Source organism: Streptomyces sp. NPDC001890 (assembly GCF_042891445.1).
Taxonomy (GTDB): Bacteria; Actinomycetota; Actinomycetes; order Streptomycetales; family Streptomycetaceae; genus Streptomyces.
The window spans coordinates 159,182-180,222 of record NZ_JBIATE010000002.1; the positions used below are offsets into that span (position 1 = coordinate 159,182).

Annotated in this window: 15 protein-coding genes and 1 tRNA gene; 10 read left to right on the forward strand and 6 right to left on the reverse strand. The window is 67.9% G+C overall.

From position 1 onward, the window contains the following. Window positions 1-67 precede the first annotated feature (67 nt). Window positions 68-1,294 (reverse strand): pyridoxal phosphate-dependent aminotransferase, encoded by a 1,227-nt coding sequence (locus ACFYY1_RS06820; protein ID WP_388581867.1) that lies wholly within the window; start codon window positions 1,292-1,294, stop codon window positions 68-70. A 225-nt stretch (window positions 1,295-1,519) separates the two neighbouring features. Between ACFYY1_RS06820 and ACFYY1_RS06825 the strand changes: the two genes are divergently transcribed. From ACFYY1_RS06825 to ACFYY1_RS06870, 10 genes are all read left to right on the forward strand, one after another. Next, window positions 1,520-1,592 (forward strand) — tRNA-Trp (locus tag ACFYY1_RS06825). A 106-nt stretch (window positions 1,593-1,698) separates the two neighbouring features. Then, the gene (secE, locus tag ACFYY1_RS06830) at window positions 1,699-1,986 is read left to right on the forward strand and encodes a preprotein translocase subunit SecE (RefSeq protein ID WP_072485564.1); all 288 of its coding nucleotides are present in this window, start codon (window positions 1,699-1,701) and stop codon (window positions 1,984-1,986) included. Between the two features lie 73 nt (window positions 1,987-2,059). Further along, window positions 2,060-2,947 (forward strand): transcription termination/antitermination protein NusG, encoded by an 888-nt coding sequence (nusG, locus tag ACFYY1_RS06835; protein ID WP_388581871.1) that lies wholly within the window; start codon window positions 2,060-2,062, stop codon window positions 2,945-2,947. 177 nt (window positions 2,948-3,124) lie between these two features. Further along, the gene (rplK, locus tag ACFYY1_RS06840; RefSeq protein ID WP_006126872.1) at window positions 3,125-3,559 is read left to right on the forward strand and encodes a 50S ribosomal protein L11; all 435 of its coding nucleotides are present in this window, start codon (window positions 3,125-3,127) and stop codon (window positions 3,557-3,559) included. Window positions 3,560-3,641: 82 nt separating this feature from the next. Continuing rightward, window positions 3,642-4,364: a 50S ribosomal protein L1 gene (gene rplA / locus ACFYY1_RS06845; RefSeq protein ID WP_072485562.1), complete on the forward strand. Its 723-nt coding sequence runs from the start codon at window positions 3,642-3,644 to the stop codon at window positions 4,362-4,364. 162 nt (window positions 4,365-4,526) lie between these two features. Beyond that, window positions 4,527-5,429 carry a hypothetical protein gene (locus ACFYY1_RS06850; RefSeq protein WP_388581875.1) on the forward strand — a complete coding sequence of 301 codons (903 nt, stop codon included), beginning with the start codon at window positions 4,527-4,529 and terminating at the stop codon, window positions 5,427-5,429. Between the two features lie 274 nt (window positions 5,430-5,703). Further along, window positions 5,704-6,234, forward strand: coding sequence for a 50S ribosomal protein L10 (gene rplJ, locus ACFYY1_RS06855; RefSeq protein ID WP_093540771.1), 531 nt, complete (start codon window positions 5,704-5,706; stop codon window positions 6,232-6,234). Window positions 6,235-6,345: 111 nt separating this feature from the next. Beyond that, window positions 6,346-6,729 carry a 50S ribosomal protein L7/L12 gene (gene rplL / locus ACFYY1_RS06860; protein WP_114246089.1) on the forward strand — a complete coding sequence of 128 codons (384 nt, stop codon included), beginning with the start codon at window positions 6,346-6,348 and terminating at the stop codon, window positions 6,727-6,729. A 619-nt stretch (window positions 6,730-7,348) separates the two neighbouring features. After that, on the forward strand, window positions 7,349-10,834 hold the full coding sequence (rpoB, locus tag ACFYY1_RS06865; protein WP_266730405.1) for a DNA-directed RNA polymerase subunit beta: 3,486 nt from the start codon (window positions 7,349-7,351) through the stop codon (window positions 10,832-10,834). Between the two features lie 129 nt (window positions 10,835-10,963). After that, on the forward strand, window positions 10,964-14,863 hold the full coding sequence (locus ACFYY1_RS06870) for a DNA-directed RNA polymerase subunit beta' (protein ID WP_266730404.1): 3,900 nt from the start codon (window positions 10,964-10,966) through the stop codon (window positions 14,861-14,863). A gap of 92 nt (window positions 14,864-14,955) precedes the next feature. Here ACFYY1_RS06870 and ACFYY1_RS06875 read toward each other — a convergent pair whose 3' ends face one another. The 5 genes from ACFYY1_RS06875 to ACFYY1_RS06895 all read right to left on the reverse strand — a co-directional run bounded on the left by ACFYY1_RS06875 (window position 14,956) and on the right by ACFYY1_RS06895 (window position 21,022). Then, window positions 14,956-15,870: a M48 family metalloprotease gene (locus ACFYY1_RS06875; RefSeq protein WP_388581879.1), complete on the reverse strand. Its 915-nt coding sequence runs from the start codon at window positions 15,868-15,870 to the stop codon at window positions 14,956-14,958. 153 nt (window positions 15,871-16,023) lie between these two features. Beyond that, a complete protein-coding gene (locus tag ACFYY1_RS06880; RefSeq protein ID WP_388581882.1) occupies window positions 16,024-16,533 on the reverse strand; it encodes a Pycsar system effector family protein in 510 nt (169 codons plus the stop codon). Continuing rightward, a complete protein-coding gene (locus tag ACFYY1_RS06885; RefSeq protein WP_388581885.1) occupies window positions 16,530-18,035 on the reverse strand; it encodes a hypothetical protein in 1,506 nt (501 codons plus the stop codon). The genes ACFYY1_RS06880 and ACFYY1_RS06885 overlap by 4 nt, the downstream gene beginning before the upstream one ends. Window positions 18,036-18,068: 33 nt before the next feature. Next, window positions 18,069-20,243, reverse strand: coding sequence for a hypothetical protein (locus tag ACFYY1_RS06890; protein ID WP_388581887.1), 2,175 nt, complete (start codon window positions 20,241-20,243; stop codon window positions 18,069-18,071). Next, entirely contained in the window at window positions 20,240-21,022 is a 783-nt protein-coding gene (locus tag ACFYY1_RS06895; protein WP_388581890.1) for a hypothetical protein, read from the reverse strand. The genes ACFYY1_RS06890 and ACFYY1_RS06895 overlap by 4 nt, the downstream gene beginning before the upstream one ends. Window positions 21,023-21,041 lie beyond the last annotated feature (19 nt).

The following is a 21,041-nucleotide window of genomic DNA, read 5'->3' on the forward strand; positions in this document are numbered from 1 at the left end:
GATTGCCCCTCGAACAAGCAAGCGGCCCCCGGCGGGAGCCGGGGGCCGGTCACTCATTCGGCAACTGCTAGGCCTTGGCCTCGCCCAGCAGCTTCTGGAGCCGCGACACGCCCTCGACGAGGTCCTCGTCGCCCAGCGCGTACGACAGACGGAGGTAGCCCGGCGTACCGAAGGCCTCGCCCGGTACGACCGCGACCTCGGCCTCGTCCAGGATCAGCGCCGCCAGCTCGACCGAGGTGGCCGGGCGCTTGCCGCGGATCTCCTTGCCGAGCAGCTCCTTCACCGAGGGGTACGCGTAGAACGCGCCCTCGGGCTCCGGGCACAGCACCCCGTCGATCTCGTTCAGCATCCGGACGATGGTCTGCCGGCGCCGGTCGAAGGCGGTACGCATCTCGGCGACCGCGTCCAGGTTCCCGGAGACGGCGGCCAGCGCGGCGACCTGGGCCACGTTGGAGACGTTGGACGTGGCGTGCGACTGGAGGTTGGTCGCGGCCTTGACGACGTCCTTCGGGCCGACGATCCAGCCCACCCGCCAGCCGGTCATCGCGTACGTCTTGGCGACGCCGTTGACCACGATGCACTTGTCACGCAGCTCGGGCACGATCGCGGGCAGCGAGGTGAACTTCGCGTCGCCGTAGACCAGGTGCTCGTAGATCTCGTCGGTCAGCACCCACAGGCCGTGCTCGACGGCCCAGCGGCCGATCGCCTCGGCGTCGGCCTCGCTGTACACGGCACCGGTCGGGTTCGAGGGCGAGACGAACAGGACGACCTTCGTGCGCTCGGTGCGCGCCGCCTCCAGCTGCTCGACGGAGACCCGGTAACCGGTGGTCTCGTCGGCCACGACCTCCACCGGGACACCGCCGGCCAGCCGGATCGACTCGGGGTAGGTGGTCCAGTACGGGGCGGGGACGATGACCTCGTCGCCCGGGTCGAGGATCGCGGCGAACGCCTCGTAGATGGCCTGCTTGCCGCCGTTGGTCACCAGGATCTGCGAGGCGTCGACCTCGTAGCCGGAGTCGCGCAGCGTCTTCTCCGCGATGGCGGCCTTGAGCTCCGGGAGCCCGCCTGCCGGGGTGTAGCGGTGGTACTTCGGGTTGCGGCAGGCCTCGACCGCGGCGTCGACGATGTAGCCGGGGGTGGGGAAGTCGGGCTCACCGGCACCGAAGCCGATCACCGGACGGCCGGCGGCCTTGAGGGCCTTGGCCTTGGCGTCGACGGCGAGGGTGGCGGATTCGGAGATCGCACCGATGCGGGCGGAGACCCGGCGCTCGGAGGGGGAAGTTGCAGCGCTCATGGCCCCCATGGTTCCAGACCGTGATCCCAGTCGGCACAGCGGTTTCAGGGACCGGACACGACTCGGACAGCATGCGGACAACATGCGATCAGGAGCGGTCGGGAGCTATCTGTTCGACGCCGGGCCGCTGAACACGTACACTCACCTGTCGTTGGCCTTCACCAGCCGCGCCGTTCCTGCACCTGGACCATCCAGGGAGATGCGGTAGGTTGGTGGAAACCACAAAGGGTCGTAGCTCAATTGGTAGAGCACTGGTCTCCAAAACCAGCGGTTGGGGGTTCAAGTCCCTCCGGCCCTGCTACACACTCCTTCGCCAGGATGTGTGCGCATGTACGTACTTCTATGCACCGCCGTGCGGCTCCACCGGGCGCGGCACGGCCATGACCCGGAATCAGGTGAGAAGCGTGACGGACGCCGTGGGCTCCATCGACATGCCTGATGCCGAGGATGAAGTACCCGAGTCGAAGAAGAAGACCCGGAAGGGCGGCAAGCGCGGAAAGAAGGGCCCTCTGGGCCGCCTCGCGCTGTTCTACCGCCAGATCGTCGCCGAGCTGCGCAAGGTCGTCTGGCCGACCCGCAGTCAGCTGACGACATACACCAGTGTGGTGATTGTCTTCGTCGTCGTCATGATCGGTCTGGTTACCGTGATTGACTTCGGATTCCAGCGGGTCATCAAGTACGTCTTCGGCTGATCCCGCGGAGGGCGCCTCATGGGCGCCCCTTTCGCATGTTCCACCCATTTGTAACCAGGAAGAAGCAGCCACCGTGTCTGACCCGAACCTGAACGACGCCGACGAGCCGACGGCGGGCGCCTTCGAGTCCGCCGAGGACGAGCTCGACATCGTCGAGGCGGCGGACGCCGAGGAGCCGGACCAGGCCGAAGCTGCCGACGCCGACGCGGGTGAGCCCGCCGAGCAGGCCGCCCTGCACGTCGAGGACGAAGAGGACGAGGAAGAGGCCGCGGAGGCCGACGCCGAATCCGAGAGCGACGAGGACGGCGAGGAAGACGAGGAAGAGGCCGAGCCGGCCGAGCCCGTCGACGCCGTCACCGCCCTGCGCGACGAGCTGCGCGGCCTTCCCGGCGAGTGGTACGTCATCCACACGTACGCCGGTTACGAGAAGCGCGTGAAGGCCAACCTGGAGCAGCGCGCCGTCTCGCTCAACGTCGAGGACTTCATCTACCAGGCCGAAGTGCCCGAGGAAGAGATCGTCCAGATCAAGAACGGCGAGCGCAAGAACGTCCGCCAGAACAAGCTCCCGGGTTACGTCCTGGTGCGCATGGACCTGACGAACGAGTCCTGGGGCGTCGTCCGCAACACCCCCGGCGTCACCGGCTTCGTGGGCAACGCCTACGACCCGTACCCGCTGACCCTGGACGAGATCGTCAAGATGCTCGCCCCGGAGGCCGAGGAGAAGGCCGCCCGCGAGGCCGCCGAGGCCGAGGGCAAGCCGGCTCCGGCCCGCAAGGTCGAGGTCCAGGTGCTCGACTTCGAGGTCGGCGACTCGGTCACCGTCACCGACGGCCCGTTCGCGACGCTGCAGGCGACGATCAACGAGATCAACGCCGACTCGAAGAAGGTCAAGGGCCTCGTGGAGATCTTCGGCCGCGAGACCCCGGTCGAGCTCAGCTTCGACCAGATCCAGAAGAACTAGCGGCTTTCCGCCAGTTTCTGGACACATGCCTACCGAGCAGGTCAGACCGGCTGAGAAGCCCGTCTGACCTGCTCGGTTTTTGGTCGCGCAGCTATACCCGTTATCGTTGTGCGGTATGCCTCCATCCGGATGACCGGAAGGCGGCGAAACAACTCTCACTAGGACCCGGAGAGAGCAATGCCTCCCAAGAAGAAGAAGGTCACGGGGCTTATCAAGCTCCAGATCAACGCTGGTGCGGCCAACCCGGCCCCGCCGGTCGGCCCCGCGCTCGGCCAGCACGGCGTCAACATCATGGAATTCTGCAAGGCCTACAACGCCGCGACCGAGTCGCAGCGTGGCATGGTCGTGCCGGTGGAGATCACGGTCTACGAGGACCGTTCCTTCACCTTCGTGACCAAGACTCCGCCGGCCGCGAAGCTGATCCTCAAGGCTGCGGGCGTGGAGAAGGGCTCCGGCGAGCCGCACAAGACCAAGGTCGCCAAGCTGACGGCTGCCCAGGTCCGTGAGATCGCCACGACGAAGCTCCCCGACCTGAACGCCAACGACCTCGACGCCGCGTCGAAGATCATCGCTGGCACCGCCCGTTCCATGGGCATCACGGTCGAAGGCTGATTCAGCCCCTCACATCCCCAGTGGTAGGGCCAAGCGCTGGCCCGCACCACGACTCCACACCCTGAAACCAACAGGAGTAGAAGTGAAGCGCAGCAAGAACCTCCGCGCTGCGGACGCCAAGGTCGACCGGTCGCGCAACTACGCGCCGCTCGAAGCCGTCCGTCTCGCCAAGGACACCGCCTCCACCAAGTTCGACGGCACCGTCGAGGTCGCGTTCTGCCTGGGTGTCGACCCGCGCAAGGCCGACCAGATGGTCCGTGGCACCGTGAACCTCCCGCACGGCACCGGCAAGACCGCCCGGGTCCTGGTCTTCGCGACCGGTGACCGTGCTGCGGCCGCGGAAGCCGCGGGCGCCGACATCGTCGGCGCCGACGAGCTCATCGACGAGGTGGCGAAGGGCCGTCTGGACTTCGACGCCGTCGTCGCCACCCCGGACCTCATGGGCAAGGTCGGCCGCCTCGGCCGGGTGCTCGGTCCGCGTGGTCTGATGCCGAACCCGAAGACCGGCACCGTCACCCCCGATGTCGCGAAGGCTGTCAACGACATCAAGGGCGGCAAGATCGAGTTCCGCGTCGACAAGCACTCGAACCTGCACTTCATCATCGGCAAGGTCTCGTTCGACGACACCAAGCTGGTGGAGAACTACGCAGCGGCGCTGGAGGAGATCCTCCGTCTGAAGCCGTCCGCCGCCAAGGGCCGTTACATCAAGAAGGCCACCCTGGCCACCACGATGGGCCCCGGCATCCCGCTGGACGCCAACCGCACCCGTAACCTCCTCGTCGAGGAGGACCCGGCCGCCGTCTGAGCCCCAGCGCTCGGCAGCAAGCCGCGTCACGTGTGACATTGACGGGCCCCGCAACCTTTCGAGGTGCGGGGCCCGTCCTTGTATCCGTATTGCCGGAGGCTGTGTCGGACCTGTGCGTTAGCGTGAGGCCCCGACAGAGCCGAACGAGGGGTGGAAGCTGACATGAGGACCAGTACCGTGCGACGCGTGTGTCTGTCGGTGGCAGCGGCGGCGGCGCTGACGTCGGTCGCGGCCTGCAGCGGATCGGACAGCGGCAAGACCGACAAGCAGGGCAGCGGCGTCGTCAAGGCCGACCCGATAGCCGCGCTGCGCGCCGTCGAGAAGAAGACCGGTGGGGAGAGCTCGGCGAAGGTCGAGGGCACCACGCAGATGGGCAGCACGATGTCCATGGAGCAGAGCGGCTCCATCGACTGGACCGACGGTCTCACCGGCGCCATGGAGATCACGTACACCGGCGGCAGCATGGCGGACGCCATGAAGCAGTCCGGTGGCACCGGCACGATGCAGGCCCGCTACTTCAAGGACGGCTACGTCGTCAACATGGGCGACGGCTTCGCGAAGCAGACCGGCGGCAAGCACTGGATCTACTACGGCTACGCCGACCTCGCCAAGATGGCGGGCGCCTCCGGCGAGGCGATGAAGCAGCAGATGCAGAACACCACCCCCGACCAGGGCGTGAAGTCGCTGCTGGCCTCCGGGGACGTGAAGAAGGTGGGCAAGGAGGACGTCCGCGGCGTCTCCACCACGCACTACTCCGGGACCGTCGACGTCGCCGCTCTGACCGCGAAGAACTCCGAGCTCGACGCGGACCAGCTGGAGCAGCTGAAGAAGCAGCTGAGCGACGCCGGCATCACCACGGAGACGGTCGACATCTGGGTCGACGACAACGACCTGCTGGTCAAGAAGAGCGAGCGCGGCCAGATGAAGACCGGGGAGCTCAACTCCACGGTGTACTACAGCGACTACGGGACGAAGGTCTCCGTCGAGCAGCCGCCGGCCGCCGACACGGTGGACTTCGCCGAGCTCCTCAAGCAGCAGCAGGGGGCGGGTTCGGGCGCGTCCTGAACCTCCCGTGCCGCCCCGGGCGGGACGGATTTGCTCGGCGCGACTCCGGTCGCGTACTCTCCTACAGAAGCCAAAGACCGCTGGTCGTTGCTGCGCTCTCGCAAGAGGGAACAGCGACCGAAGGATCCGTTGACTACGGGCGACCTGCGCAGGTGACTGTGGAAAGCTCCCGGATTTGTTCGGTCGAGCTACGCCCTGGCGCCTGCGCCGGGGCGTTTCGTCTTTCCCGGCCCCTTCTGAGCGGTCCTCATCACCCGGAAGGAGGCCGACGCTCATGGCAAGGCCCGACAAGGCTGCCGCGGTAGCCGAGCTCGCGGACCAGTTCCGCAGCTCGAACGCCGCTGTGCTGACCGAGTACCGGGGTCTCACCGTGGCGCAGCTCAAGACGCTGCGTCGTTCGCTCGGTGAGAACGCCCAGTACGCCGTGGTGAAGAACACGCTGACCAAGATTGCGGCCAACGAGGCCGGGATCACTTCGCTGGACGACCAGTTCACTGGTCCGACGGCGGTTGCCTTCATCACCGGTGACCCGGTGGAGTCGGCGAAGGGTCTTCGTGACTTCGCCAAGGAGAACCCGAACCTGATCATCAAGGGCGGTGTCCTTGATGGCAAGGCGCTGTCCGCCGATGAGATCAAGAAGCTTGCGGACCTCGAGTCCCGCGAGGTTCTGCTCAGCAAGCTGGCCGGTGCCTTCAAGGGCAAGCAGTCTCAGGCTGCTTCGCTCTTCCAGGCGCTGCCGTCGAAGTTCGTCCGCACCGCGGAGGCGCTTCGCGTCAAGCTCGAAGAGCAGGGCGGTGCCGAGTAACTCGGCTCGCGCAATGATCGTCGCCCACTAGGGAGACGGTCGCAGCGGGCCGAACGTACGCCCGCCTACATGTACATCCGGCACCTGCCGAATTAGTGGAAGGACGCCATCATGGCGAAGCTGTCCCAGGACGACCTGCTCGCGCAGTTCGAAGAGATGACCCTCATCGAGCTCTCCGAGTTCGTGAAGGCCTTCGAGGAGAAGTTCGACGTCACCGCCGCCGCGGCCGTCGCCGTCGCCGGTCCGGCCGGCCCGGGCGCCGTTGCCGAGGCCGTCGAGGAGAAGGACGAGTTCGACGTCATCCTCACCGGCGCCGGCGAGAAGAAGATCCAGGTCATCAAGGTCGTGCGTGAGCTGACCTCGCTGGGTCTGAAGGAGGCCAAGGACCTCGTCGACGGCACCCCGAAGCCGGTCCTCGAGAAGGTCGCCAAGGAGGCCGCCGAGAAGGCTGCCGAGTCCCTCAAGGCCGCCGGCGCTTCCGTCGAGGTCAAGTGACTCAGGGAGTCTGCTGACTCCTTCTGACGCCTCCTGCCGTACGGCACGGACGTCATCACACGAAGGGCGATCACCCATCCGGGTGGTCGCCCTTCGGCGTACCCGAGGCGGCTGCCTTGCTCTTCCGGCGGCGACGAGTATGGTGATCTTCGCCGTTGCCTCTCCGGAGCGGCCGACCGGCGCCGGGAGGCGGTCGGGTGCGGACCTCGGGGCGTTGTCCCCGCAGGGGGGCCTTGACGAACCGCACGCGGCGCGCAATTCTCAGGACGCGTCGTCACATCGATCCGAATCCGAGGCATGGATCGTGGGCGAAGCGGGCAGTAAAGAAGAGCGCAGCACGCGCAGGGTCTACGCATAGGTGTTGAGAACAGCTGTTGAGAGCGACGTGGGTCTCTGAGAACCCCGACTGGACATCAGTGTGCCGTTTGGCTACACTGACCCTTTGCGCTGCCTGTTAGCTGCCTCCTGCCCGTCACCAGGGGCATGCCCTCGCTTGAGCACCGATGACTGATCGTCTCTGACCTGGCCTTATTCGGTCGGATCAGGAACCGACTGTCTTTGTGTCCGGCTTGGGACCGGTACGCGCGTAGTGAGTCCGAGCCCTCGGAAGGACCCCCTCTTGGCCGCCTCGCGCAACGCCTCGACCGCGAATACGAACAACGGTGCCAGCACCGCCCCGCTGCGCATCTCCTTTGCAAAGATCAAGGAGCCCCTCGAGGTTCCGAACCTCCTCGCGCTGCAGACCGAGAGCTTTGACTGGCTCCTCGGCAATGCCGCATGGAAGGCTCGCGTCGAGGCTGCTCTGGACAGTGGGCAGAACGTCCCGACCAAGTCCGGCCTGGAAGAGATCTTCGAGGAGATCTCGCCGATCGAGGACTTCTCCGGGTCGATGTCGCTGACTTTCCGCGACCACCGCTTCGAGCCCCCGAAGAACTCGATCGACGAGTGCAAGGAGCGCGACTTCACGTTCGCCGCCCCGCTCTTCGTCACCGCTGAGTTCACCAACAACGAGACCGGCGAGATCAAGTCCCAGACGGTCTTCATGGGCGACTTCCCGCTCATGACCAACAAGGGCACCTTCGTCATCAACGGCACCGAGCGTGTCGTCGTGTCGCAGCTGGTCCGCTCGCCGGGTGTCTACTTCGACTCCTCCATCGACAAGACGTCCGACAAGGACATCTTCTCCGCCAAGATCATCCCGTCCCGGGGTGCCTGGCTGGAGATGGAGATCGACAAGCGCGACATGGTCGGTGTCCGCATCGACCGCAAGCGCAAGCAGTCCGTCACCGTTCTCCTGAAGGCTCTCGGCTGGACGACCGAGCAGATCCTGGAGGAGTTCGGCGAGTACGAGTCCATGCGCGCCACCCTGGAGAAGGACCACACCCAGGGCCAGGACGACGCGCTGCTCGACATCTACCGCAAGCTGCGTCCGGGCGAGCCGCCCACCCGTGAGGCCGCTCAGACGCTGCTGGAGAACCTCTACTTCAACCCGAAGCGCTACGACCTCGCGAAGGTCGGCCGCTACAAGGTGAACAAGAAGCTCGGCGCCGACGAGCCGCTCGACGCCGGTGTGCTCACCAGCGACGACGTCATCGCGACGATCAAGTACCTGGTCAAGCTGCACGCCGGTGAGACCGAGACGGTCGGCGAGTCCGGCCGCTCGATCATGGTCGAGACCGACGACATCGACCACTTCGGCAACCGTCGTATCCGTAACGTCGGTGAGCTGATCCAGAACCAGGTCCGTACGGGTCTCGCCCGTATGGAGCGCGTCGTGCGCGAGCGCATGACCACCCAGGACGTCGAGGCGATCACGCCGCAGACCCTGATCAACATCCGGCCGGTCGTCGCCTCCATCAAGGAGTTCTTCGGCACCAGCCAGCTGTCCCAGTTCATGGACCAGAACAACCCGCTGTCGGGCCTGACGCACAAGCGTCGTCTCAACGCGCTGGGCCCGGGTGGTCTCTCCCGTGAGCGGGCCGGCTTCGAAGTCCGTGACGTGCACCCCTCGCACTACGGCCGCATGTGCCCGATCGAGACGCCCGAAGGCCCGAACATCGGTCTGATCGGCTCGCTGGCCTCCTACGGCCGGATCAACGCGTTCGGTTTCATCGAGACCCCGTACCGCAAGGTCGTCGAGGGCCAGGTCACCGACGAGGTCGACTACCTGACCGCCGACGAGGAGGACCGCTTCGTCATCGCGCAGGCCAACGCGCCGCTGAGCGACGAGCTCCGCTTCGTCGAGAACCGCGTGCTGGTCCGCCGCCGTGGCGGCGAGGTCGACTACGTGCCCGGCACGGACGTCGACTACATGGACGTCTCGCCGCGCCAGATGGTGTCCGTCGCGACCGCGATGATCCCCTTCCTGGAGCACGACGACGCCAACCGTGCCCTCATGGGCGCGAACATGATGCGTCAGGCGGTGCCGCTGATTAAGTCGGAGGCCCCGCTCGTCGGCACCGGCATGGAGTACCGCTGCGCCACCGACGCCGGCGACGTGCTCAAGGCCGAGAAGGACGGTGTGGTCCAGGAGGTCTCCGCGGACTACATCACCGTGACCAACGACGACGGCACGTACACCACGTACCGCATCGCCAAGTTCATGCGCTCCAACCAGGGCACCTCGGTCAACCAGAAGGTTGTCGTCTCCGAGGGCGACCGGGTCGTCGCCGACCAGGTCCTCGCCGACGGTCCGGCCACCGAGAACGGTGAGATGGCCCTCGGCAAGAACCTGCTCGTGGCGTTCATGCCGTGGGAGGGTCACAACTACGAGGACGCGATCATCCTGTCGCAGCGCCTCGTGCAGGACGACGTCCTCTCCTCGATCCACATCGAGGAGCACGAGGTCGACGCCCGTGACACCAAGCTCGGCCCGGAGGAGATCACCCGGGACATCCCGAACGTCTCCGAGGAGGTCCTCGCCGACCTCGACGAGCGCGGCATCATCCGTATCGGTGCCGAGGTCGTCGCCGGCGACATCCTCGTCGGCAAGGTCACGCCCAAGGGTGAGACCGAGCTGACCCCCGAGGAGCGCCTGCTCCGCGCGATCTTCGGTGAGAAGGCGCGCGAGGTGCGCGACACCTCGCTGAAGGTGCCGCACGGTGAGATCGGCAAGGTCATCGGCGTCCGCGTCTTCGACCGCGAAGAGGGCGACGAGCTGCCGCCGGGCGTGAACCAGCTGGTCCGCGTCTACGTCGCGCAGAAGCGCAAGATCACCGACGGTGACAAGCTCGCCGGCCGTCACGGCAACAAGGGCGTCATCTCGAAGATCCTGCCGATCGAGGACATGCCGTTCCTGGAGGACGGCACCCCGGTCGACATCATCCTCAACCCGCTGGGTGTCCCGTCCCGAATGAACCCGGGACAGGTCCTGGAGATCCACCTCGGCTGGCTCGCCAGCCGCGGCTGGGACGTCTCCGGCCTCGGTGACGAGTGGGCCAAGCGCCTGCAGGCCATCGGCGCCGACCAGGTCGCCCCCGGCACCAACGTCGCCACCCCCGTCTTCGACGGTGCGCGCGAGGACGAGATCTCCGGTCTCTTCGAGGCCACGATCCCGAACCGCGACGGCGACCGCCTGGTGCAGCCCTCCGGCAAGGCCAAGCTGTTCGACGGCCGCTCCGGCGAGCCGTTCCCGGACCCGGTCTCGGTCGGCTACATGTACATCCTCAAGCTGCACCACCTCGTCGACGACAAGCTGCACGCTCGTTCGACGGGTCCGTACTCCATGATCACCCAGCAGCCGCTGGGTGGTAAGGCTCAGTTCGGTGGTCAGCGATTCGGTGAGATGGAGGTGTGGGCCCTTGAGGCATACGGCGCCGCATACGCCCTCCAGGAGCTCCTGACGATCAAGTCCGACGACGTGACCGGCCGCGTGAAGGTCTACGAGGCCATCGTCAAGGGCGAGAACATCCCCGAGCCCGGCATCCCCGAGTCCTTCAAGGTGCTCATCAAGGAAATGCAGTCGCTCTGCCTCAACGTGGAGGTGCTGTCCTCGGACGGCATGTCCATCGAGATGCGCGACACGGACGAGGACGTCTTCCGCGCGGCGGAGGAGCTCGGTATCGACCTGTCCCGGCGCGAGCCGAGCAGCGTCGAAGAGGTCTGACGGGTTGGCCGGCCGGATCCCAGTGATCCGGCCGGCTCTCCCCGGACCCGTTCAGACCATTGCTGAAGTGCCCCGATTTCTCGCCTGACGCGAGGGGGCTCGAACCCCCGAAAGAGGGATTGACGACAAGTGCTCGACGTCAACTTCTTCGACGAGCTGCGGATCGGCCTTGCCACCGCGGACGACATCCGGACCTGGTCCCACGGCGAAGTGAAGAAGCCGGAGACCATCAACTACCGCACGCTCAAGCCCGAAAAGGACGGACTCTTCTGCGAGAAGATCTTCGGTCCGACCCGGGACTGGGAGTGCTACTGCGGCAAGTACAAGCGTGTCCGCTTCAAGGGCATCATCTGTGAGCGCTGTGGCGTCGAGGTCACGCGCGCCAAGGTGCGCCGTGAGCGCATGGGCCACATCGAGCTTGCCGCTCCCGTCACCCACATCTGGTACTTCAAGGGCGTCCCGTCGCGCCTGGGCTACCTCCTCGACCTCGCGCCGAAGGACCTCGAAAAGGTCATCTACTTCGCCGCGTACATGATCACGTTCGTGGACGAGGAGCGCCGTACGCGCGACCTGCCCTCGCTGGAGGCGCACGTCTCCGTCGAGCGTCAGCAGATCGAGAACCGCCGCGACGCCGACCTCGAAGCCCGCGCCAAGAAGCTTGAGACCGACCTGGCCGAGCTGGAGGCCGAGGGCGCCAAGGCCGACGTGCGCCGCAAGGTGCGCGAAGGTGCCGAGCGCGAGATGAAGCAGCTGCGCGACCGTGCGCAGCGCGAGATCGACCGCCTCGACGAGGTGTGGAGCCGCTTCAAGAACCTCAAGGTCCAGGACCTGGAGGGCGACGAGCTGCTCTACCGCGAGCTGCGTGACCGCTTCGGCACGTACTTCGACGGCTGCATGGGCGCCGCCGCCCTGCAGAAGCGCCTTGAGTCGTTCGACCTCGACGAGGAGGCCGAGCGCCTCCGCGAGATCATCCGTACCGGCAAGGGCCAGAAGAAGACCCGTGCGCTCAAGCGCCTCAAGGTCGTCTCCGCGTTCCTGCAGACCAGCAACAAGCCCAAGGGCATGGTGCTCGACTGCGTGCCGGTCATCCCGCCGGACCTGCGTCCGATGGTGCAGCTGGACGGTGGCCGCTTCGCGACCTCCGACCTGAACGACCTGTACCGCCGCGTGATCAACCGCAACAACCGCCTGAAGCGCCTTCTCGACCTCGGTGCCCCCGAGATCATCGTGAACAACGAGAAGCGCATGCTCCAGGAGGCCGTGGACGCCCTCTTCGACAACGGTCGTCGTGGTCGCCCGGTCACCGGTCCCGGCAACCGCCCGCTCAAGTCCCTCAGCGACATGCTGAAGGGCAAGCAGGGTCGATTCCGTCAGAACCTTCTCGGTAAGCGTGTGGACTACTCCGCGCGTTCCGTGATCGTCGTCGGCCCGCAGCTCAAGCTGCACCAGTGCGGTCTGCCGAAGGCCATGGCGCTGGAGCTCTTCAAGCCGTTCGTGATGAAGCGCCTGGTCGACCTGAACCACGCGCAGAACATCAAGTCGGCCAAGCGCATGGTCGAGCGCGGCCGCACGGTCGTGTACGACGTCCTGGAAGAGGTCATCGCCGAGCACCCGGTTCTCCTGAACCGTGCGCCGACGCTGCACCGCCTCGGCATCCAGGCCTTCGAGCCGCAGCTGGTCGAGGGCAAGGCCATCCAGATCCACCCGCTCGTCTGCACCGCGTTCAACGCGGACTTCGACGGTGACCAGATGGCCGTCCACCTGCCGCTCTCCGCGGAGGCGCAGGCCGAGGCCCGCATCCTGATGCTGTCCTCGAACAACATCCTGAAGCCGGCCGACGGCCGTCCCGTCACCATGCCGACCCAGGACATGGTGCTGGGCCTGTTCTTCCTCACCACGGACGAGGAGGAGCGCAAGGTCATCGGCCAGGGCCGTTCCTTCGGCTCCACGGCCGAGGCGATCATGGCCTTCGACGCCCGCGAGCTGTCGCTCCAGGCGAAGGTCGACATCCGCTTCCCGGTGGGCACCATCCCGCCGCGCGGCTGGGTGCCGCCGGTCGCCGAGGAAGGCGAGCAGGAGTACCAGCAGGGCGACACGTTCCGGCTGCGTACGTCCCTGGGCCGCGCGCTCTTCAACGAGCTGCTGCCCGAGGACTACCCGTTCGTCGACTACTCGGTCGGCAAGAAGCAGCTCTCCGAGATCGTCAACGACCTCGCCGAGCGCTACCCCAAGGTCATCGTGGCGGCGACGCTCGACAACCTGAAGGCGGCGGGCTTCCACTGGGCTACCCGCTCCGGTGTCACCGTGGCCATCTCCGACGTCGTGGTCCCCGAGGCCAAGAAGGAGATCGTCGCCGGTTACGAGGCGCAGGACGAGAAGGTCCAGAAGCAGTACGAGCGCGGTCTGATCACCAAGGACGAGCGCACGCAGGAACTCATCGCGATCTGGACCAAGGCGACCAACGAGGTCGCCGAGGCGATGAACGCGAACTTCCCCAAGACGAACCCCATCTTCATGATGGTTGACTCGGGTGCCCGAGGAAACATGATGCAGATGCGTCAGATCGCCGGTATGCGTGGTCTGGTGTCCAACGCCAAGAACGAGACGATCCCGCGTCCCATCAAGGCGTCCTTCCGTGAGGGCCTCACCGTTCTGGAGTACTTCATCTCCACGCACGGTGCCCGTAAGGGTCTGGCGGACACCGCCCTGCGTACCGCCGACTCGGGTTACCTGACCCGTCGTCTGGTGGACGTCTCGCAGGACGTGATCATCCGCGAGGAGGACTGTGGCACCGACCGCGGCCTCAAGCTGAAGATCGCCGTCAAGGGTGCGGACGGTGTGCTCCGCAAGACGGAGGACGTCGAGACCTCGGTCTACGCCCGCATGCTCGCCGAGGACGTCGTCGTCGACGGCAAGGTCATCGCGCCTGCCAACGTCGACCTCGGTGACGTCCTGATCGACGCCCTGGTGGGCGCCGGCGTCGAGGAGGTCAAGACCCGCTCGGTCCTGACCTGTGAGTCCGCGGTCGGCACCTGTGCCTTCTGCTACGGACGCTCGCTCGCCACCGGCAAGCTGGTCGACATCGGTGAGGCGGTCGGCATCATCGCCGCCCAGTCCATCGGTGAGCCCGGTACCCAGCTGACGATGCGTACCTTCCACACCGGTGGTGTGGCCGGTGACGACATCACCCAGGGTCTGCCCCGAGTCGTCGAGCTCTTCGAAGCCCGTACGCCCAAGGGTGTCGCCCCGATCTCGGAGTCCGCGGGCCGGGTCCGGATCGAGGAGACCGAGAAGACCAAGAAGATCGTGGTCACGCCGGACGACGGCAGCGACGAGATCCCCTTCCCGATCTCGAAGCGCGCCCGTCTGCTCGTCGGCGAGGGCGACCACGTCGAGGTGGGCCAGAAGCTCACCGTGGGTGCCACCAACCCGCACGACGTGCTGCGCATCCTCGGCCAGCGCGCGGTCCAGGTCCACCTGGTCGGCGAGGTCCAGAAGGTCTACAACTCGCAGGGCGTGTCGATCCACGACAAGCACATCGAGATCATCATCCGGCAGATGCTGCGCCGCGTGACGATCATCGAGTCCGGCGACGCGGAGCTGCTGCCGGGCGAGCTCGTCGAGCGCTCGAAGTTCGAGACCGAGAACCGTCGTGTGGTCACCGAGGGCGGTCACCCCGCCTCCGGCCGTCCGCAGCTGATGGGTATCACCAAGGCCTCGCTGGCGACGGAGTCCTGGCTGTCGGCCGCCTCCTTCCAGGAGACGACCCGAGTCCTGACGGATGCGGCGATCAACGCCAAGTCCGACAGCCTCATCGGCCTCAAGGAGAACGTCATCATCGGTAAGCTCATCCCGGCCGGTACGGGTCTGTCCCGCTACCGCAACATCCGGGTGGAGCCGACCGAGGAGGCCAAGGCCGCGATGTACTCGGCCGTCGGCTACGACGACATCGACTACTCGCCGTTCGGCACCGGCTCCGGCCAGGCCGTTCCGCTGGAGGACTACGACTACGGTCCGTACAACCAGTAAGCGAGTCGCTTGACCGACCGGAGGGCGGTCACCCCGTTGCGTACGGGGTGGCCGCCCTCCGGCGTTTTCCGGTGTGCGAGGTCAGGGCGCGGCTACCGGTAGTGCCGCAGATGGTGCAGCCGGGTCGGGTAATCGGGGTGGGCGGAGAGCAGCCTGGCAGGTGTCGAATCGCGCTCCGCCCGCTCCTGCGCGGCGGCGAGCGCCATCTGCCGCGCCCGGGTCTCGCCCGTGTGCATCATCTCCAGCACCTCGGCCAGCTCCGGCGCGAATCCGAGTGCGGCGGCGTGGCGGTCGGCCCGCAGTTCGGCACGGCGTCCCACCGCTGCCGACAGGTACGGGAGCACCAGAAGCAACGGAAACCCGTACAGGACGGCGGCCGCCGTGGAGGCGAGCCCGCCGATCGCGAGGAGCAGGACGCCGACGGCCAGGTAGACGGCACACCGGGCAGGCGTGACGACGGAGCGGGCCATCGCGCGCAGGGCGCGCCAGAGAGCCCGGCCCGGCAGCCCGTACCACTGGCTCAGCAGCGACGACCACGCATGACCGCCGGTGTGGTGACCCAGTTCATGGGCGAGTACGGCGGCCAGTTGACCGCTCGGCAGCTGCTCCAGTGCGAACCGGGTGACCCCCACGATGTGGCCCGCGGCGGCGTACGCGTTGAGGTCGTCGCTCTCCTCGACCCAGAGCTGATACGGCGATCCGTCGATCCCGGCGATGGCCGTCACCTCCCGCCAGACCGGCTCCAGCCGGGCGGCCTCCTGGGGCATCGGGCGACGGAGCCCGAGCAGGTAGCGGGCGAGGAGATCCTCCGTGGGCCGGTGGAAGACCAGGGCGCCGGACGCAAGCCAGAGTACGGCCGGTATCCAGAACGGCAAGCCGAGGCAGCCGTCCAGGACCGTGCTCACGAGCAACACCACGAGCGCGCTCGTCAGGAAGGCGGGCAGGGCCAGCGCCAGCTGCCCGAGCGAGGTGATGTCGACACGCCGCTGGTGCGCCGTGTAGTACACACGTCGGCCCGGTCCGTGCTCGTAGACCAAGTCATCAGGTGGGTGTGGTGCTGCGGCGTTCAGGTGTGGGCCCGAGGGCGGCACGGGCCCGTCGCCCGGGTCCCGGGGCTGAGCCGGCGGTGGATTCATGATCATCCTTTGGCAGGAGGAGTGTCAGCCGAGGAGCAGCGAGGCGGGGAGCAGGAAGGTGCCGATGGAGTAGGCGAGCAGCCCCGCACGTATCCACTGGTGTTTACAGACGGCGATCCGGCTGGTTTCGGTCAGGGCCGTGACGAGTGCCGTGGTCCGGGTGCTCTCGGTGGTGTCGAGCGCTTCCGGTAATTGGTTCTGCCGGGCGGCGCGCCGGATGTCCCCGAAGTAGGTGAGCGGGTCTCCGGGAACCCAGGCGCTGCCGCGGTAGCGCGGGAGTACGGCCATCAGCATGGAGAGCAGCGCGGTCGCCAGCCCGCCGGTGCCCGTCCACCACAGGGCCGTTCCGGGGGCGGAGAGCGCGCTCGGTCGCCACTCGCTGCCCGCCAGCCAGCCGCTGATCACACCTGCGGTCATGCCGAGCGCGGCGACCAGTACGGACGCCTTGCTGTCGGCCCGTGCGATCTCGGACCGCAGATCGAGGAGGAGCCGCGTCCCGGCATCGGTGTTCCGGACCGGTGATCCGTCGGTCATGTGACGTGGCCCTCCTGGCCCGGCGCTCCTGCCACGTTCGTGGCCCGGGGCGTGTCCGATGTGTTCGGCGGATTCGCGGCCTCGGCCGCGTCGGTCGTCCCGTCCCGGTCAGCCGTGTCGATGGCCTCCGCCGTCGTGTCCGCGTACGCGTCCTTCGCATCGGCCGACGGCGTGGTGGCGCCCGCCGGTCTCAGAGGTGCGCTGCCATAGCCCGGCGGCGGCTGCCAGCCCTGGAAGGGAATCGACGGGGCGGCCGCCTCCGGATCCGCCCCACGGACGGGCGTCCCGCCGAGCCGGTGCTCCCGTACGCCGTCGGCCGGATCGAAGCCCGGCCGGGACGTGCCCCGGATGACCGCTTCCGGCACCGCTCTCGGCGCGTCCTGCGGCATCGACACGGTCAGCCGGCCTTCAGCCGTACTCTGCGCGGTGACCCCGGGAAGGTGCTGGTTCAGTACGTCGATCAATGCCTGGAGGGCCCTCTTCTTCGGCGCCTCCAGCTCGTGGTTCTCCGCGCTGTCGCCCTTCAGCAGCTCGCCCGCCAGCTCCATCTGCGCCTTGATCATGTGCAGTTGGTCCTGGCGCAGGCTGGCCACCACGAGCTCGGTGTCTCCGGGATGGTCGGCCAGGTGCAGCGCCCAGGCACGGACCCCGCCCTGTTCCAAGTGCTTTTCGTAGAAGGAGATCTTCTCCGCGTTCACCTGCTGCAGCTCCATCTGGCGACGGGCCCGGTCGACCGCCTCCGTGTGCTGCCGCTTCTGCTGTTGCAGCCTCAGCTCGTGCTGAAGCTCCTCGAATTCGGAAGCGCGGCCCCACTGCAGCGCGTCCTGCTCCCTGACGCGCCGGTCGATCGCGGCATCGTGCTCCCGGCCACGCCGCTCGGTGTGGACCTGCTCGGTGGCCGCGTGGTCGATGGCCCTCATGCGCCGCACATGGTCGATGACCCCCTGATCCCCGCGCAGCCGCACGGTCCAGGTCGCCGCGAGTCCCGCACGGGTGCCGAGCGCGCCCTGTGCGCGCACTTCCCTCAGCAGCGCCTCCTCGGCCTCCGCGCTCCGGGAGGCGGGGTAGCGGCGGGTGACTGACCGGGCCGACTGCTCCAGCTCGCCGATCAGCAGCCGTGGTACGTCGCGGTGCCGGCTCGCCACGAACAGCGCCGGATCGACGACCTGCCACGACAGCTCGACGACCACGGCGAACTCGAAGGCGTCGTCGTCGCTCGGCAGGCCGATCACCTCGCGCACGGGATGGACACCCATGTCGACCTCGTAAACCGAGGTGTATCGCTTCGCGGCGGCTCCGGCCCGGGTGGGGCGGAGGGGCGGGAGGTAGGTGTCGTACGAGCCGTCCGGGGCCGAGAAGACCAGCGCGTGGTCGATGCGGGTGAGCGGACGGCGGGCGAATCCGAACCGGGACAGCTGCCGGACCGTGACCACCGGATCGGTCAACCGCGTTGCGCGGTCGGCCCGTTGGTCCCAGTCGGGTGCTCGGCGGAATTCGGGCATGGGCACTCTCCTGTTGCTGTGTGGGATCGCAGGTCAGGGATGAGGCAGGACGGCCAGTAGCCGGCCTGCCACGGGCGGAGGATCGGTGCCGTCCTCGCCGGGCATCGTCCGCAGGAGATGGCTGAGCCGCTGGTGCTCCGACGACGTGGTGGCGAGTGAGGGCAGCAGGGCGGCGAGCGCCCACTCCGTGCCGGGGTCGTGGTCCGCAGACAGCACCCAGCGGCGCAGTACGTCCAGGGCGTCCCGAGTGTGGCCGCGGCTCCCCAGAGCGGTGCGCCACAGCTCGACGATGCCGGTGGCGGCCGGTGTCCGCGCCTGGGACGCCCGTGCGTACCAGGACAGAACCCGCGGCTGCCCGTGGCGTTCGTCCTGCTCGCTCCGACGGCAGGCACTGATGAAGCCACCGAGTGCGAGTTCGGTCGCCGGACGGTCGTCGTGCAGGGTCTTGAGCAGCCCCGCGAGCACGTCGTCGCCCGCTGGTGACAGCAGCAACAGCTCCACGGACTCGGCCAGTTGCCCCGAGAGATCCGTGTCGGGCTCCGGCTGTCCTGCCTGGTGCCGGGCTGCCGCGCGAAGCGCCGCCAGGGTCTCGAAGGGGCGTTCCGGCCCGATCAGTCCGTGGGCGCGGATGGCCACCCAGCGCAGCGGCGACTCGTCGCTCTCGCACCAGGCGTCGAGGATGCGTGGCACGTTGGGAGTGCCCAGCACGTGGGTGAGCGTGAGCGCGTTGACCGCGACGAGGCGGTGCCGGTAGAGGTGCGAGGAGGCCCACGGCTCGATGACCAGCGCCATGGCGGACGGCAGATCGGTATGGGCGAGCACGGCGACGGTGGAGGCGGCGCGGGTCCGCACGAACGGCCGCCCGTCACCGGCCAGCTGTTGCAGCCAGTGCACGAGTGCGGGCCGTGCCGAGGGGTGCCCGGTCCATATCTCGCGCAGCAGCACGAGTGGGGCCCGTTCGTCCAGGTAGGCGGCCTTCACCTGTCGGACCGGACCCCACTCGGTGGGCTCCTCGGCCTCGAACCGCCGGGCACGGGCGAGCTGGAGCCGCTTGCCGATGTGCGTGCCGAAGACCGGGACGGTGGCGGACCGCCTCCCGCTCTCGATCTCGTGGAGGAAGACGTAGAGCAGATCGCTCAGCTCCGCTGTCAGGGCGTACGGGCCCTCGTCGAAGGCGGCCAGGGCGACGAGGAACGCCTTGTCCCGCAGGTGCAGTACGGTCCCGTCGTCCTCGAACCACTCCTGTACCTGGTTCTCCAACGCGACCAGTGAGAAGGCCCCGAGCTTCGCGGCATCGGCCTCCCCGGTCTCGTACCTCGCCAGGAGCCGGGCGAACTCGGCGGCCTCGCGCGGCTGATGGCTGCGATCGAGGAACGCGGTCACGGCGGGCAGGGCCAGCAGCTCCGACACGCGGTCCTCGCCCACCAGCACCCCCAGGTGCGCGGCGAGGACGTCACCAGGCGGGGGAGCCTGCCAGCTCACCACCGGTACGTCCTCCAGCAGGGCCGTCGGCCCCACGGTGATCACCAGATACGCGTCCTCGCCCAGCTCCTTGCGGGCAGCCAGCAGATCCGCTTCCCGCAGCGGCCGGCCCGGCTCGGTGATCAGATCGCACAGGACATGGCCGGTGGTCCGGCCGTCGCGCGTCTCGCCGCCCCCGAGACCGGCCGTGAGCTGCCCGGGGGTGGTGTCCCGGCCGATCGCCTGGACCGGATCCGCGCGGAGCCGGTGCAGCAGCATGAGTGCGGCGGTCCGCCGACCCGTGAAGTACGGGCCCGAGACCACCAGGACATGCTCCTCGCGCAGCCGGTCGACCAACGCCTCGAAGTCGGCGCACGCGGGCACGAAACAGGCCGACAGCTCCTCCAGGGTGGACTGCGAGATCTCGCCCGAGGCGTGGAGTGAGGAGGACGCGCCGAACTGGTAGATGATCTCCGTCCTGTCGAGCAGGACGTCCCCGTAGAAGGTGCCGCCGCCGATGCCGTGGTTGGTCCCGCCGAAGACGCCCCCGCCGACCTGGGTGCCGTCCCCGAATCCCATGGTCCGCGGGGTGTGGTTCTCCAGGTCCCGCCGGGCCGCCCAGGCGGGCTGCGGCTGGTCGGTCTCCTCGGTCGCCTCCCCGCCGGCCTGACGGCCGTCCGGCGCCTCGGAGGACTGGTCTCCGCCTGCCGGGGGCGGGGAGCCGTGCGGCTGTTCCTCGGCGTTCAACGGCTCTCCCCCCGGCCTCCGCCGCCGAGGTGGATGTCCCCGGAGAAGGTGCCGCCGCCGATGCCGTTGTTCGTCCCGCCGAAGACACCTCCGTTGACCGTGGCACCGCCGAAGTCGAAGGCTTGGGCCGGCTGCTGCGGGGTGGCCGGGGCGATGCCGGAGACCGAGGGAGTGTCCGCCTTCCCGCTCGCGGGGTACGGACGCTCACTCGGAAGCGGGCCGTGCAGCCACGCGGCGAGCGGACCGTTCTTGCTGTCCACAGTGAGGGCGCGGAACTCCTCGGCCGGTACGCCGGTGTGGCTGTGCCGTACGACGCCCCGGTAGACCGGATCGGACACGCACAGCGCGAAGTCGTCCGGGCGTTCCCGCAGCGCCGTCCTCAGCGACTCCGCGTCCAGCAGCCTGCACGCGTGGTTGAGATCGCTGCCGACCCACCCGTCGAGCCGGTCCACGGCGACGTACCCCGAGGCGACCACTCCACGAAGCCGCATCCGAGCCGAGGCGGAGGCGCGCCGGTTCTGGCTGCGCAACTGGGCCGGCACCTCGGTCAGCAGCGCCCGCAGCAGGGCGATCACCGAGCAGTTGGCGTCGATCAGCTCCATCACGGAGTCGCCGCGGTCCGCCCGCCTGCGCCGGGTCTCGTCGATCCCGGCAGCGAGCAGTGCCCGGTCGGTGAGGTCGTAGAGCATGCGGCGCAGATACGCCTGCTCGACATCGTCCCGCTCGCTGTACTTCTCGATGTCGAGCAGCAGGATCGTGCTGTTCACGGGGTCGTTCATGGGGTGCCTCTCGCTCGGG